This window comes from Luteimonas salinisoli (assembly GCF_013425525.1).
Lineage (GTDB): Bacteria > Pseudomonadota > Gammaproteobacteria > Xanthomonadales > Xanthomonadaceae > Luteimonas > Luteimonas salinisoli.
In genome coordinates, this window is record NZ_JACCKA010000030.1 from 14,894 (window position 1) to 27,002 (window position 12,109).

17 protein-coding genes are annotated in these 12,109 nt (G+C 73.1%); 14 read left to right on the forward strand and 3 right to left on the reverse strand.

What is annotated here, in order from left to right:
- Positions 1 to 21: 21 nt before the first annotated feature.
- The gene (locus H0E84_RS04530) at positions 22 to 405 is read left to right on the forward strand and encodes a glycine zipper 2TM domain-containing protein (protein ID WP_180677443.1); all 384 of its coding nucleotides are present in this window, start codon (positions 22 to 24) and stop codon (positions 403 to 405) included.
- A 154-nt stretch (positions 406 to 559) separates the two neighbouring features.
- A complete protein-coding gene (locus tag H0E84_RS04535) occupies positions 560 to 988 on the forward strand; it encodes a DUF4920 domain-containing protein (RefSeq protein WP_180677444.1) in 429 nt (142 codons plus the stop codon).
- Between the two features lie 168 nt (positions 989 to 1,156).
- Here H0E84_RS04535 and H0E84_RS04540 read toward each other — a convergent pair whose 3' ends face one another.
- Entirely contained in the window at positions 1,157 to 2,335 is a 1,179-nt protein-coding gene (locus H0E84_RS04540; protein WP_180677445.1) for a PQQ-dependent sugar dehydrogenase, read from the reverse strand.
- A gap of 494 nt (positions 2,336 to 2,829) precedes the next feature.
- Between H0E84_RS04540 and H0E84_RS04545 the strand changes: the two genes are divergently transcribed.
- The 5 genes from H0E84_RS04545 to H0E84_RS04565 all read left to right on the forward strand — a co-directional run bounded on the left by H0E84_RS04545 (position 2,830) and on the right by H0E84_RS04565 (position 5,994).
- Positions 2,830 to 3,177, forward strand: coding sequence for an EF-hand domain-containing protein (locus tag H0E84_RS04545; RefSeq protein WP_180677446.1), 348 nt, complete (start codon positions 2,830 to 2,832; stop codon positions 3,175 to 3,177).
- A gap of 139 nt (positions 3,178 to 3,316) precedes the next feature.
- Positions 3,317 to 4,072: an HAD family hydrolase gene (locus H0E84_RS04550; RefSeq protein WP_180677447.1), complete on the forward strand. Its 756-nt coding sequence runs from the start codon at positions 3,317 to 3,319 to the stop codon at positions 4,070 to 4,072.
- Positions 4,073 to 4,120: 48 nt separating this feature from the next.
- Positions 4,121 to 4,837, forward strand: a complete 717-nt coding sequence (locus H0E84_RS04555) for an energy transducer TonB (protein ID WP_180677448.1) — start codon at positions 4,121 to 4,123, stop codon at positions 4,835 to 4,837.
- Between the two features lie 184 nt (positions 4,838 to 5,021).
- A complete protein-coding gene (locus H0E84_RS04560; RefSeq protein WP_180677449.1) occupies positions 5,022 to 5,498 on the forward strand; it encodes a hypothetical protein in 477 nt (158 codons plus the stop codon).
- Between the two features lie 55 nt (positions 5,499 to 5,553).
- Positions 5,554 to 5,994 (forward strand): hypothetical protein, encoded by a 441-nt coding sequence (locus H0E84_RS04565; RefSeq protein ID WP_180677450.1) that lies wholly within the window; start codon positions 5,554 to 5,556, stop codon positions 5,992 to 5,994.
- Positions 5,995 to 6,010: 16 nt separating this feature from the next.
- On the opposite strand, the gene H0E84_RS04570 is transcribed toward H0E84_RS04565, so the two are convergent.
- On the reverse strand, positions 6,011 to 6,208 hold the full coding sequence (locus tag H0E84_RS04570) for a hypothetical protein (protein WP_180677451.1): 198 nt from the start codon (positions 6,206 to 6,208) through the stop codon (positions 6,011 to 6,013).
- A 124-nt stretch (positions 6,209 to 6,332) separates the two neighbouring features.
- On the opposite strand from H0E84_RS04570, the gene H0E84_RS04575 reads away from it, so the two are divergent.
- Together H0E84_RS04575 and H0E84_RS04580 are read left to right on the forward strand one after the other, a co-directional pair.
- Positions 6,333 to 6,752, forward strand: coding sequence for a copper resistance protein NlpE N-terminal domain-containing protein (locus H0E84_RS04575; RefSeq protein ID WP_180677452.1), 420 nt, complete (start codon positions 6,333 to 6,335; stop codon positions 6,750 to 6,752).
- Positions 6,753 to 6,810: 58 nt separating this feature from the next.
- Positions 6,811 to 7,338, forward strand: coding sequence for a hypothetical protein (locus H0E84_RS04580; protein ID WP_180677453.1), 528 nt, complete (start codon positions 6,811 to 6,813; stop codon positions 7,336 to 7,338).
- Between the two features lie 21 nt (positions 7,339 to 7,359).
- On the opposite strand, the gene H0E84_RS04585 is transcribed toward H0E84_RS04580, so the two are convergent.
- The gene (locus tag H0E84_RS04585; protein ID WP_180677454.1) at positions 7,360 to 8,778 is read right to left on the reverse strand and encodes an aspartyl protease family protein; all 1,419 of its coding nucleotides are present in this window, start codon (positions 8,776 to 8,778) and stop codon (positions 7,360 to 7,362) included.
- 49 nt (positions 8,779 to 8,827) lie between these two features.
- Here H0E84_RS04585 and H0E84_RS04590 point away from each other — a divergent pair, with 49 nt between their 5' ends.
- The 5 genes from H0E84_RS04590 to H0E84_RS04610 form a co-directional block, all read left to right on the forward strand.
- The gene (locus H0E84_RS04590) at positions 8,828 to 9,349 is read left to right on the forward strand and encodes a DUF2975 domain-containing protein (RefSeq protein WP_180677455.1); all 522 of its coding nucleotides are present in this window, start codon (positions 8,828 to 8,830) and stop codon (positions 9,347 to 9,349) included.
- Positions 9,350 to 9,359: 10 nt separating this feature from the next.
- Positions 9,360 to 9,581, forward strand: coding sequence for a helix-turn-helix domain-containing protein (locus tag H0E84_RS04595; protein WP_180677456.1), 222 nt, complete (start codon positions 9,360 to 9,362; stop codon positions 9,579 to 9,581).
- A 114-nt stretch (positions 9,582 to 9,695) separates the two neighbouring features.
- Entirely contained in the window at positions 9,696 to 10,301 is a 606-nt protein-coding gene (gene lexA / locus H0E84_RS04600; protein ID WP_425600459.1) for a transcriptional repressor LexA, read from the forward strand.
- Entirely contained in the window at positions 10,301 to 10,912 is a 612-nt protein-coding gene (imuA, locus tag H0E84_RS04605) for a translesion DNA synthesis-associated protein ImuA (protein ID WP_180677458.1), read from the forward strand. The genes lexA and imuA overlap by 1 nt, the downstream gene beginning before the upstream one ends.
- A gap of 10 nt (positions 10,913 to 10,922) precedes the next feature.
- Positions 10,923 to 12,109: Y-family DNA polymerase (locus tag H0E84_RS04610; RefSeq protein ID WP_180677459.1), on the forward strand; the 1,187-nt coding region annotated here is incomplete at its 3' end.

Genomic DNA, 12,109 nt, shown 5'->3' on the forward strand with positions numbered 1-12,109 from the left:
AAACCTGAGAGGAGTGCGCCAATGAACGCGATCAGAACCATGCTCTGCCTGGGGACGCTGGCGTTCGCGGGGTCGGTCGCTGCGCAGGCGCCCGCACCGCAGCCGCAGCCGGCCTACGGGCCGCAGGACGAGGGGCGCCGCTTCGACGACGGCAGCCGCGTGGTCTGCCAGGAGGTCGAGGTGCAGCGCAACAGCAACGACCCCAATCGCGTCGGCGGCACCGTGGCCGGTGCGGTGATCGGCGGTCTGGTCGGCAACCAGGTCGGCAGCGGCGACGGCCGCAAGCTCGCCACGGCAGGCGGTGCGGTCGCCGGCGGCGCGATCGGCCGCAAGGTCCAGGGCGACCGCCAGGAGACCGTCGGCGATCGCATCGTCGAGACGCGTTGCGAGCGGGTCTGGCGCTGATTTCGCCGGAGTCGCGAACTTGGCGGTCGCGCGATCTCCGCGCCCGCGCCGCTGGGTGCGGCCGGTCGCAAAGACCGGCCCCACCCTGTTGCACCCTGTTGCCTCGCGGCCGATCGGCGCTATCTTGGCGGTCCCGATCCGTCGAGCGACCGCCATGCGCAGCCTCAGTCTCCTTCTCGCGATGCTCTTCGCCGCCGGCACGGCCCAGGCGGGCGCGCAAGCCTACGGAGAGCCGCTGCCGCCTGGCGAGGCGGTGCCGGTGTCCGAGGCCATCGACGATTTCGATGCCCATGCCGGCGCGCCCCGGCGCTTCAGCGGCCGCATCACCCAGGTCTGCCAGGCCAAGGGCTGCTGGATGATGCTGGAGGACGAGGGGCGCGCCGCGCGGGTGATGTTCGGCGACCATGCCTTCGCCATTCCCAAGGACAGCACCGGCGCCGCGGAAGTCCATGGGGTGCTGACCCGGAAGGAGCTCTCGGAGGAGGCGGCGCAGCACCTGGCCGAGGACGCGGGCCGGGACGCGCCCGATCCGACCATCGAATACCGCATCGTCGCCGAGGGCGTGGAGATCGCCGCCCCGTAGTCGTGCGAAGCCGGCGGGGGCCACGCGCCGTCCTGGCGTGGTGGATCGCCCCTCGGACGCGAAGGGCGAAGAGCCTGCCGCGCCGGCCGGCCACCATCGATGGCGCGCCCCTGCGGGCTTCCGTGCCGGACCCGCGGATCGGCGGACCGGCGTGCCCGGGGCTCAGGTCTAGCCGGCGGCCGGGGTCGTCAGCTTGAGAAGCCGCCCTTCGGCGCCGCGGCCGCCGTCCTCGAGCAGCCAGATCGCGCCGTCCGGGCCCTGCTCGACCTCGCGGATGCGCGTGCCCATGTCGAAGCGTTCGGCTTCGCGTGCACTCTCGCCGTCGAACGCGATCCGCACCAGGGACTGCGACGACAGCCCGCCGATGAAACCGTTGCCGCGCCAGTCCGGGAACTGCGCGCCGTCGTAGATGATGAAGCCGGCCGGCGAAATCACCGGGGTCCAGCTGATCACCGGCGCGCGGTAATCGGGATTGGTGCTGTGGTCGGGAATCGGGCGGCCGTCGTAGTGCTCGCCGTCGGAGACGATCGGGTAGCCGTAGTTGACGCCCCTCTCCACCAGGTTGAGTTCGTCGCCGCCCTTGGGGCCCATTTCGTGGTTCCACAGCCGTCCCTCGGCGTCGAACACGATGCCGAGCGGGTTGCGATGGCCCAGCGACCAGATCTGCGCGGTGGCGCCGCCGCGGTCGGCGAAGGGATTGTCGGCCGGCACGCTGCCGTCGTCGTTGAGGCGGAGGATCTTGCCCATGGTCGACTGCATGTCCTGCGCCGGGTCGAACTTCTGCCGGTCGCCGGAGGAGATCCACAGCATGCCGTCGCGATCGAACGCGATGCGGTGACCATAGTGCCCCTGGCCCGAGACCTTCGGCACCTGCCGCCAGATCACCTCCGGGTTCTCCAGCGCGCCGCTGCCGTTGCCGTCCAGGGTCAGGCGCGCGCGCGCCACCGCGGCGCCGGCGCCGCCGTCTCCGGCCTCGGCATAACTGATGTAGACCATGTGGTTGGCATCGAAATCCGGGTGCAGCACCACGTCGCCGAACCCGCCCTGGCCGCCATAGGCGACCTCGGGCACGCCGGCGATGTCGCCGCTGGTCCCGCGCGCCGGGTCGTAGAGCTTCAGCGTGCCGGCCTTTTCGGTGACCAGCAGGCGGCCGTCGGGCAGGAAGGTCATCGCCCAGGGCTCGGCGAATCGCGCGATCTCCTCGATCGCGAACGGACGGCCGTCGGCGGCCGCCGACGCCGCGGGCGCGTCGGACTGGGCCTGGGCCGCGGGCGCGGCGGTGGTGTCGCCGTTGCAGGCCGCCAGCAGGAACGCGGCGCAGGCTGCGGCGAGCAGGTGCTTGCTCATGGGTTGCGTCTCCGGGGGCGATTGGGGTGCCGATACGATATCCGAACCCGGCGCCCTCGGTGGCCCGGCGTTGCGCACCCGCAGGTGCGCCGATGGCCCTGCGCAGGGGGGCCGCCCGGGACGGGGCTGGCGCAAATCGCCGCACGCCAGGCGTTCGGACACGATGCGAACCGCATGCGAGCGTGTAAAGGTTGTGTTGTGTTCAGTCCCTCGGCGCCGCGGCGATCGCGATCCGGCCGCCGCGACGCGCGCGCAAATCGCCGACCTGCGGCGAGATGCGCCGCAACTGCGATTCGCATCATGCGTGCGCCTAGCGGGAAATGCCGCGGATGTGGTTAACGAAGCGTTTGGCGGCGGAAATCGCCATCGTTGACATTCATTGCCGCATCGACAGGCTGTGCCCCGTGTGGAATGCGGGGCGGTCGACCAGGGGGGCGATCCGCGTCGACGAATGCGCCGCATCCCGCGCTTTGGCAACCCAACTGGAGATTCCGATGACGAACAACGCACGCAAGCCTCTCGCCGGTCTGATCGCTCTGGCCGCCGCCGCCGCCATGCCGCTGGCGTTCGCCCAGGAGGCGGACACGATGGCCCAGGATCCGACGCAGGCCCAGCCGACCGAGCAGGCGGCACCCACCGGCCAGCCGCCGGGCGCTCAGGGCCAGGTGACCTGGGCCGACCTCGACGCCGACGGCGACGGCAACCTGAGCCAGGCCGAGGCCGGCGCGCATGCGGAGCTGAGCGCGGTGTTCTCGCAGGCCGACACCGATGGCGACGGCCAGCTGACCCCGGACGAGTACCGCAACTTCGCCGCTTCGCAGGGCGCCGGCCCGGGCGAGTAGGTCCGCTTCGACGTCCCCGCGCATCCGCGTCGGGATCGTGCAGGACGAGGGAGCGACCGCAGGGTCGCTCCCTCTTTTTGTGGTCGGACCGCGGCGGACCTCGCTGGCGGCGCATCGTCGCCATCCCTAGACTTGCGCCATGGAGATGGCAGACGCATCCGGCATCGCCCTGGTGGGCTTCGACGGCGACGACACGCTGTGGCGCAGCGAGGACTACTTCGACCACGCGCAGCGGGAATTCGAGGAGATCGTCGGCGCCCACGTCGACCTCGGCGACGCCCGCGCGCGCGAACGCCTGTACGCGATCGAGAAAGGCAACCTCGCGCTGTTCGGCTACGGCGTCAAGGGCATGGCGCTGTCGATGATCGAGGCCGCGGTGGACATCACCGGCTCGCGAATCGGCGCGGACGAGCTCCATCGCATCGTCGCGCTGGCCAAGCGCATGCTGCAGCACCCTGTGGAGCTGCTGCCGGGGATCCGCGAGGCGGTCGAGGAGATCGCCGCCGCGCACCCCGTGGTGCTGATCACCAAGGGCGATCTGTTCCACCAGGAAGCCAAGGTGCGGCGCTCGGGCCTGGCCGATCTGTTCGGCCGCATCGAAATCGTCAGCGAGAAGGATCCGGCCACCTATGCGCGGGTGCTGGGCGAGTTCGACATCGCCCCCGGCCGCTTCGTGATGGTCGGCAACTCGCTGCGCTCGGACGTCGCGCCGGTACTGCAGCTCGGCGGCTGGGCGGTGCACATGCCGTATCACCTGACCTGGGAGCACGAACGCGAGTTCGAACCCGACATCGATCTCGCCCGGATGCGCGAGGTGCGGATGCCCGCGGAACTGCCAGCGGCGATCCGGGACATCGCCCAGGCCACGGCCCGACTTGCGGCCTTCGCCGGCTGATGGAATGATCGGGCGGCCGGCGCAGGGCCGGAGCCTTTGGGGAGGCTGATGCGTATCTGGCTCATGCTCGTGCTGCTGGCGCTTGCGTCGCCGGCTTTCGCGGGCGAATCCCCGCAAAGCGCCACCCTGTGGCTCCGCGCCCAGGTCACCATCGACGCCGATGGCCGTATCGCTGCGCTCGAGTGGGACGAGGTGGGCGGCACCGGCAGGGCCGTCGTCGATCACATCGACCCGATCGTGCGCGGCTGGGAATTTGTTCCGGGAATGGTGGACGGCGTGCCTGCCGCTACCCGGACCAGGCTGACCGTGCGGACCCTCGTCGAGGCGGAGCAGGGCGCGATCCTGGTCTCCATCGACCGGGCCTCCACGGGTGCGTCGAGGATCAGCATGCCGCCACCGATTTATCCGGAAGCGGCGCTGAAGGGGCGCGTGAGCGCCGATGTGATGGTCGAGGTCGAAATCGCCGCAGACGGTGCGGTCACCCTCGCGGGCGCCAGCTTCGAAGGCAGCCGCGGCGACGCGCATCGAGAGAAGTTCCTGCGTGCGGTGGAAGCCGTGGTTCCCAGGTGGAAGTTCCAACTGGAGGAGGTGGGCGGTCGGCCGATCGCCACGCGCATGAGCGTGCCGGTCAGTTTCTGCACCATGTCCGCGACCTGGTGCGAACAGCGCAGGCGCGCGGCCGCCTCCCGGCCGGTGGCGCCCGGCGAGGCTCTGGCGCTGGAGAGCGCGGTGCGCCTCACGTCTGATCCACGCAGTGGGATCTAGGCCCCGACAGGATCTGCCAGCGGTGGCTTTGCGGCTGTAAACGCTTACGCAATCGGCTGGCCTGCTGCAGGCTGACTCGGAAGGGCGCGGTGAAGGCCGGGTTAAAACCGGATTCATCGGCGGCGACGCATGGTGCGGGTGAGCTCCTGCGACCGCCGCTGGAGACCCTGCAGAGGAATCGGCCATGACCCTGTTGACCCGCTGGCTCGCACCAGCCGCCCTCGCCGCCGGTCTGGGCGTGGCGGCCCTGACCCCGGCACCGGCACGCGCGAGCGACGACCTGGCGAGAGTGATCGTCGATGTCGCCGACGTGGTGCTGCGGGGCGGTACCCCGTACTACCGCCATGGCGGCCACGGCTACAACGATCGCCTGATCGTGGTGCGCGACCGCTACGGACGCCCGGTCTACTACCGCCAGGTGCCGCGCCACTACCAGGCCAGCCACTCCCGCCACTACCGGTCCGGTCCGCCGGCTCATGCGCCGGCCCACGGCTATCGCGACCGCAATCGCAACGACAACCGCAACGTCAGATGCAACCGCAACGGGCACTGCACCGCGCAGTACTACGATCCGCGCTACGATCGCGACCGCAACCGGTACCAGACGCGCTGGGATCGCGACCGCAACCGGCACCAGGCGCGCTGGGATCGCCGGCGCTGAAACCGGAAGACGGGCGGCCGGGTCCCTTACCAGGTAGACGCATCCCGGAGCCGAGATGAACGCCGCAGGATTCCTTTCCGCCATCGTCCTGGCCGCGGGCCTGGCGATGGCGCCGGCCGCGGGCGCCGCGGACCCGCTCGAGTGCCGCCTCGACTTCAGCCTGTCGGGCTGGTCGGCGATCTACCGCACCGCCGACGGCGCCGGTACCGTGAGCTGCAGCAACGGCCAGCGCCTGCCGGTGCGGATCAGCGCGCGCGGCGGCGGTCTCAGCGTCGGCAAGTCGCGCATCGACAACGGGCGCGGCACGTTCTCGGGTGTTGCCAACATCCGCGACGTGCTCGGCGGCTATGCCGCGGCCGAGGCGCACGCCGGGGCGGTGAAGTCGGCGCGCGCGCAGGTGGTGACCAAGGGGCCGGTGTCGCTCGCGCTGGCCGGTACCGGAGACGGCTGGGACCTGGGCATCGCGTTCGGCAGTTTCGTGATTTCCGAGCGTTGATCCGCGCCCGGCGCCGCTATTCCCCGGTGTGCCGGGTGTCCTCCACCAGCGGCGCGGCGCGCAGGCTGCTTTCGACGCCGTCGCCGACCTGCAGGGTGAACCAGTGCAGGGCCGCGGCGTAGCCGGCGAGCAACAGGGCGAGAACGGCCAGGCCGATCAGCCAGCGGCGCAGGCGGTGGCGGGGCGGATCGGCATTGGCGGTCGAACGGTTCATGGCTGGATCCCCCCGGGACGGTAGGCAGAACGGCGGGAACACCCCGTCGGGGCCAGCATCCTGCCCGAGGCGTCTGCGCGGCGTGGAGGCGACGCGCCGCCCGCGCTGCGGCACAATCCCCGCCATGCGTGGCGCGGTTTTCCTGCTGGCGGTGCTGTCCGGCCTCTGCGGCCTGGCCGCCTGCGGGCGCGAGGCGGCCCCCGGAACTTCGGCCGCGGCGGAGCATCTCGAATGGCGCGGCAGTTCGTCCTGCGCCGATTGCGACGGCATCGAGACGGTGCTGGTGCTGCAGCGCGATGGCCAAGCCCATGGTTACCGCCTTTCCGAGACCTACCTGGCGGCGGAAGGCGCCGCCCGCTTCGACGACGCCGGCAGCTGGGAGGTGGAGGGCGCGGTGCTGCGGATGCTCGGGGAGGGCGGGAGCGAGCGGCGCTATGCAGTACTCCCCGACGGCCGCCTGCAGGCGCGCGACGGCGCAGGACGGCGGCTGCGCTCCGGCGACGGCGAGGCGCTGGAACCGGTGGCCGTCGGGCAAGACCCATGATCCGCGCCATGCTCCGGCCTTGCCGGACGCGGTGAACACTTCGACCAGGGAGAACAGGATGCACGTCCGCAACCGGATCCGCGCGCTCGCGCTCGCGCTGCTGCTGCCGCTGGCGGCCGGCGCCGTGGCCCAGGACTATGCGCACGCCTGGGATCCGCGCAGCGGCGACGAATGGGTCGATGCGCAGCTGACCGACATCAACGACTACGGGCGCCGCCACCACGCCCCGTTCGTCGACGAACTGGTGCGCTACCGCGGCGCCCCGCGCGACCTGGTGACGGACCTGCTGGTCGAACGCGGCTGGGCTCCCGGCGATGTCTATTTCGCCTGCTCGATCGCGCAGGTGATCGGCCGCTCCTGCCGGTACGTGATCGGCGAGTGGGACCGCAGCCACGGCGAAGGCTGGGGTGCGCTGGCGTCGCGCCTCGGGGTGGCGCCGGGCTCGGAGGAGTTCCTGCGCCTCAAGCAGGGCGTGGTGTCCAGCTACGGGCGCTGGGCCCGGCCGCTGGAGCCGGATGCCGCGCTGCGCGAGGCCGCGCCTCCGGCCGATGCCGGCGGCGCGGAGGACTCCGCAGGACCGGCCTGAGCCGCGGGCACCTGCCGCGCCTCATTGGCCCGGACCGCGTGCGCCCCCGTCGCTGGCGTGCGCTTCTCCGGCGTCCGGCGCGGCCGCATCCAGCGGCTCGCCCAGTTCCAGGCGCATCCGTGCGAAGTCGATCGTGTAGGCGGCGAACGCGCCGAGCACGTCGCCGCCCAGGATGCCCAGGTTGCGGGTGCCGACGTCGGCCGAATCCTCCACCGCGATCGCGAGCTCCGGCAACACCGTCTCGCGGCCATCCAGCCGCACCTGCGCCCCGGGCCAGAGGGCCGTCTCGCGCGTGGTGACGCCGCCGGCACCGCCTACTTGCTGGCGTTCGCGGCGCAGGCCTTCCAGCCTGGCGGGATGCCGCTGCGCGAACCGCGCCGACAGCGACGACTGCGGCGCGCCGGTGTCCAGGTGCAGCGACAGCGGGAGGTCGTCGATCGTCAGCGCGACGTACAGGTCGCTGCCGACTACGCGCAGATTGCCGGGCGCCGCGTCTGCGGCAGCCTCGCTCGTCTCGGCGGCGAGGCTGCCGTCGGCGCCGAAGCGGATGCGGCCGAGCGCCTGCAGCACCGGGAAGCCGAGGATGGCGTCGATGCGGTAGCCGCCCGGGATCGGGATCTCGAGCTGCGCGTCGTCGAGCACCAGGAACGCCACGTCGGCGAGCGTGGCGCCGGCGAACTCGAGCCGCTCGGCGATGCCGATGCGGGTCGCCACCGCGTCGCGGCTGGTGCTGCCGACGCTGGCCTCGCCGTCGAGCAGGTGCAGGCCCAGCCGCTGCGCGGTGCTGGCCGACACCACGGAAAGATTGGCGCCGGTATCGAGCACCGTGTCCTGACCGTGGCCGTTGATCGTCACCGTGGCGCGGGTCAGGCCGGCCGTGTCGGGACGCGTGGCCACCGTTTCGGGGGCGAACGCCAGCAGCGTCTGGGGCCGGGTCGGGGCCAGCAGGGTGGAGACGGCATGGAACTGCGCCACGTCCCCGGCGCGCCCGTCGGGGTCGCCGTGGGCGGCCAGCAGCGCCCTCCAGGCGTCGGTGGCGTGCGCGGCGCGGGCATAGTCGCCGGCGGCGAAGCTGGCGTCGGCGACGATCGGCCAGGCCAGAAGGAGATGCGCGGGATCGGTGCTGGCGCCGGGCGCCAGCAGCGGCTCGAGCTGGCGCAGGGCTTCGCCATGGTCCAGCCGCGCTGCGGCGATCCGGGCGCGGGCAAGCGCGGTCAGTTGCGGTTCGGCGATCCGTGGCAGGGCCGTCTCCAGCGCGAAGACCTCGCCCCTGGCGGCGTCCGCCAGCAGGCTTTCGACTTCGGCGGCGGGCAGGGGCGCAGGGGGTTGGGCATGCAGCGGGGCCTGCAGCGCGATCGCGCTGGCCAGCAGCAGGGCCAGCAGCAGCGCGGGGCGGCCGGATGGCGTGGCCGGGCTTGTCGGGAAAGGGCGGGCAGGCATACTGGGATCTCGTGGCGGGCACATAAATTATCGTAAAACGAAAAATAATATGACTGCAACAGAAAATTTCATGGCGCTGCGCCGGCGTGCGCGCTGGCTGCGGCTGGTGGCCAGCGCAGGGGCCGGGCTGTGCCTGGCGGTGACGCTGCTGGCGGTGTTCGGTCCGGCGACCGGGTCCGCCGGCCTGCTCGCCGCCACCCTCCACACCGATGGACTGCCGCACGCCTGGGCGGGGGCGATCGCGCTGCTGCTGGCGGCGCTGGTGGCGGCCGCGCTGTGGCAGCTGGCGCGGATGCTCGGCGAGGTGGAGCGCGGCGCCCTGTTCGCGCCGGCGGCGACGCGGCATTTCCGCCGTTTCGCGCGGCTGCTGCTGGTGGCGGCGCTGTTGCGGCTGCTGCTGCCGCCGCTGGCGGTGCTGGCGCTGGTGGCCATGGAGCGCAGCGCCACGGTGACCCTGTCGTTCTCCGGCGGCGACCTGCTGGCGCTGTTCGTGGCGGTGGTCCTGTTCTTCGTGGCGCGGCTGTTCGACGAGGCCGCGCGCCTCGAAGAAGACAGCCGCTCGATCGTCTGAGGAGGGTGCGATGGCGATCGTGGTCCGCCTCGACGTGATGCTGGCGCTGCGCAAGGTGCGCTCCAAGGACCTGGCCGCGCACGTCGGCATCACCGAATCCAACCTGTCGCTGCTCAAGTCCGGCAAGGTGCGCGGGATCCGCTTCGAGACCCTCGGCCGGATCTGCGAGTACCTGGACTGCCAGCCCGGGGACCTGCTGGCCTGGGAGCCGGATCCGCCCCGCCCCCCGTAGAGCGGAGCTTGCTCCGCTGCTCCCGGCTCCGGAGCCCGCGCAGCCGGGGCAGGGGCCGGGCAGGAACCCTAGCCAATTGGGGTGCCGTTGGAGTACAAATGTACTCCTATGGACATGCCCCTCAGCCCCCGCCGCGCCCGCGTGCTGGCCCTGATCCGCGACCGCGTCGCCGGGCACGGCCAGCCGCCGACCCTGGCCGAGATCGCCGCGGCCTGCGGCCTGGCCTCGCGCGGGGCCGCGCGCAAGCACGTGCAGGCGCTGGCCGAGGCCGGGCTGGTGGAGGTGACGCCGGGGCAGGCGCGCGGGATCCGCCCGGCCGGGCTGCGCGCCCGCGCTGACCTGCTGCGGCTGCCGGTGCTGGGGCGGGTGGCCGCCGGCGCGCCGATCGGCGCCGATGCCGGCCTGGCCGACACCCTGACCCTCGACGCGCGGCTGTTCGGCCAGGCGCCGGACTACCTGCTGCGGGTGCAGGGCGATTCGATGATCGACGACGGCATCCTCGACGGCGACCTGGTCGGGGTGCGCCGCAGCGCCGACGCCCGCGACGGCCAGACCGTGGTGGCGCGGCTGGACGGCGAGCTGACCATCAAGCGGCTGGCGCTGGGCGCCGATGCGCTGCGGCTGCTGCCGCGCAACCCGGCCTACGCGCCGATCGTGGTCGGTCCCGGGCAGGAGTTCGCGATCGAGGGCGTGTTCTGCGGCCTGGTGCGGCGCGGCTGATGGGGGCGGTGGTCGCCCTGGATGCGCTGCTGCAGGAGCGCCGGGTCTGGAAGGGCCGGCCGGCGCCGGCGCCGGCCAGCGCCCAGCCCACCGGGCACGCGGCGCTGGATGCGGCCCTGCCCACCGGCGGCTGGCCGGAGGCGGCGCTCTCCGAGATCCTGGTGGAGGCCGACGGCATCGGCGAACTGCGCCTGCTGTGGCCGGCACTGGCGCGGCTGGCCGCGGCCGGCGAGCGCATCGTGCTGGTGGCGCCGCCGTACCTGCCGTATGCCGCCGCCTGGCAGGCGGCCGGCATCGACCTGCGCCAGCTGCAGGTGGTGAACACCGCGCGCCCGGCCGAGGCGCTGTGGGCCACCGAGCAGTGCCTGCGCTCGGGCAGCTGCGGCGCGGTGCTGTGCTGGCCGCAGGGCGCCGACGACCGCGCGCTGCGACGGCTGCAGGTGGCGGCGGAGACCGGTCGCACCCTGGGCTTCGCCACCCGGCCGCTGGCGGCGGCGCGCAACCCTTCGCCGGCGCCGCTGCGCATCGCCATCGACGCGCACCCGGCGCAACTGCGGGTGCTCAAATGCCGCGGCGGGCTGGCCCCGCCGCAGGCGCTGCCGCTGCACTGATGGCATCGGCATGCGCTGGGCCTGCATCCTGCTGCCGCAACTGGCGCTCGACGGCGCTCTCCGCCGCCGTGCCGATGCCGCTGCGCCGCTGGTGCTGGTGGCCGGCGGCGCCCAGCGCCGGGTGCTGCACGCCGCCAATCCGGCCGCGCGCGCGCTGGGGCTTCGGCCCGGCATGGCGCTCACCGCCGCGCAGGCGCTGGCCACCGGTTTCGCGGTGCTCGATCACGACCCGCGGGAGGTGCTGCGCTGGCAGCGCTTCCTCGCCGCCTGGGCCTATCGCTTCAGCTCGCAGGTCAGCCTGCGCCACCCGCATGCGCTGATCGTCGAGATCGGCGCCAGCCACGGCCTGTTCGGGCCGTGGCCGCGGTTCGAGGAGCGGCTGCGCGAGGAGCTCGCCGCGCTGGGATTCCGCCACCGCATCGTCGCCGCGCCCAACCCCGCCGCGGCGCGCGCGCTGGCCAACGTCCACGACGGCCTGGCGGTGCCCGACGGCGAGGCCCTGCATCGCGCGCTGGGGCAGCTGCCGGTGGCGCGCGCCGGCTTTGCCCCGGAGGTCGCCACGGCGCTGGCGCGGATGGGCCTGCGGCGGCTGGCGCAGGTGCGGGCGCTGCCGCGCGCCAGCCTGGCGCGGCGCTTCCCCGCCGCGGTGCTGGGGCACCTGGACGCGTTGTGGGGAGATGTCGCGCAGCCGCTGGAGTGGTACCGGCCGCCGGACCGCTTCGACGCGCGCATCGAGCTCGGTTTCGAGGTGGAGTCGCACCAGGCGCTGCTGTTCCCGCTGCGGCGCCTCACCGCCGACCTGGCGGCGTACCTGGCCGGCCGCGACGGCGGCGTGCAGCGCTTCGAATTGCATCTGGAGCACGAGGACGCCGCGGACAGCGTGGTGGTGGTGGGCCTGCTCGGCACCGAGCGCGAGCCGGCACTGCTGTTCGACGTCGCCCGCACCCGGCTGGAGCGCGCCGGGGTGCCGGCGCCGGTGCGCGGGCTGCGGCTGCTGGCGCGCGAGCTGCCGGCGTTCGCGCCGGCGCACCGCGAACTGTTCGAGGACCGCCCGCAGCAGTCGATGCCCTGGGAGCAGCTGCGCGAGCGCCTGCGCGCCCGCCTGGGGGACGACGCGGTGCACGGCCTGCGCGTGCATCCGGACCACCGCCCCGAACACGCCTGGCGCGGCGAGAGCGCGGCGAAGCCGGGCGCCGG

Coding starts and splice junctions, on each gene's coding strand:
- H0E84_RS04530 (WP_180677443.1), top strand. CDS start 22: ATGAACGCGATCAGAACCATGCTCTGCCTGGGGACGCTGGCGTTCGCG.
- H0E84_RS04535 (WP_180677444.1), top strand. CDS start 560: ATGCGCAGCCTCAGTCTCCTTCTCGCGATGCTCTTCGCCGCCGGCACG.
- H0E84_RS04540 (WP_180677445.1), bottom strand. CDS start 2,335: ATGAGCAAGCACCTGCTCGCCGCAGCCTGCGCCGCGTTCCTGCTGGCG.
- H0E84_RS04545 (WP_180677446.1), top strand. CDS start 2,830: ATGACGAACAACGCACGCAAGCCTCTCGCCGGTCTGATCGCTCTGGCC.
- H0E84_RS04550 (WP_180677447.1), top strand. CDS start 3,317: ATGGAGATGGCAGACGCATCCGGCATCGCCCTGGTGGGCTTCGACGGC.
- H0E84_RS04555 (WP_180677448.1), top strand. CDS start 4,121: ATGCGTATCTGGCTCATGCTCGTGCTGCTGGCGCTTGCGTCGCCGGCT.
- H0E84_RS04560 (WP_180677449.1), top strand. CDS start 5,022: ATGACCCTGTTGACCCGCTGGCTCGCACCAGCCGCCCTCGCCGCCGGT.
- H0E84_RS04565 (WP_180677450.1), top strand. CDS start 5,554: ATGAACGCCGCAGGATTCCTTTCCGCCATCGTCCTGGCCGCGGGCCTG.
- H0E84_RS04570 (WP_180677451.1), bottom strand. CDS start 6,208: ATGAACCGTTCGACCGCCAATGCCGATCCGCCCCGCCACCGCCTGCGC.
- H0E84_RS04575 (WP_180677452.1), top strand. CDS start 6,333: ATGCGTGGCGCGGTTTTCCTGCTGGCGGTGCTGTCCGGCCTCTGCGGC.
- H0E84_RS04580 (WP_180677453.1), top strand. CDS start 6,811: ATGCACGTCCGCAACCGGATCCGCGCGCTCGCGCTCGCGCTGCTGCTG.
- H0E84_RS04585 (WP_180677454.1), bottom strand. CDS start 8,778: ATGCCTGCCCGCCCTTTCCCGACAAGCCCGGCCACGCCATCCGGCCGC.
- H0E84_RS04590 (WP_180677455.1), top strand. CDS start 8,828: ATGACTGCAACAGAAAATTTCATGGCGCTGCGCCGGCGTGCGCGCTGG.
- H0E84_RS04595 (WP_180677456.1), top strand. CDS start 9,360: ATGGCGATCGTGGTCCGCCTCGACGTGATGCTGGCGCTGCGCAAGGTG.
- lexA (WP_425600459.1), top strand. CDS start 9,696: ATGCCCCTCAGCCCCCGCCGCGCCCGCGTGCTGGCCCTGATCCGCGAC.
- imuA (WP_180677458.1), top strand. CDS start 10,301: ATGGGGGCGGTGGTCGCCCTGGATGCGCTGCTGCAGGAGCGCCGGGTC.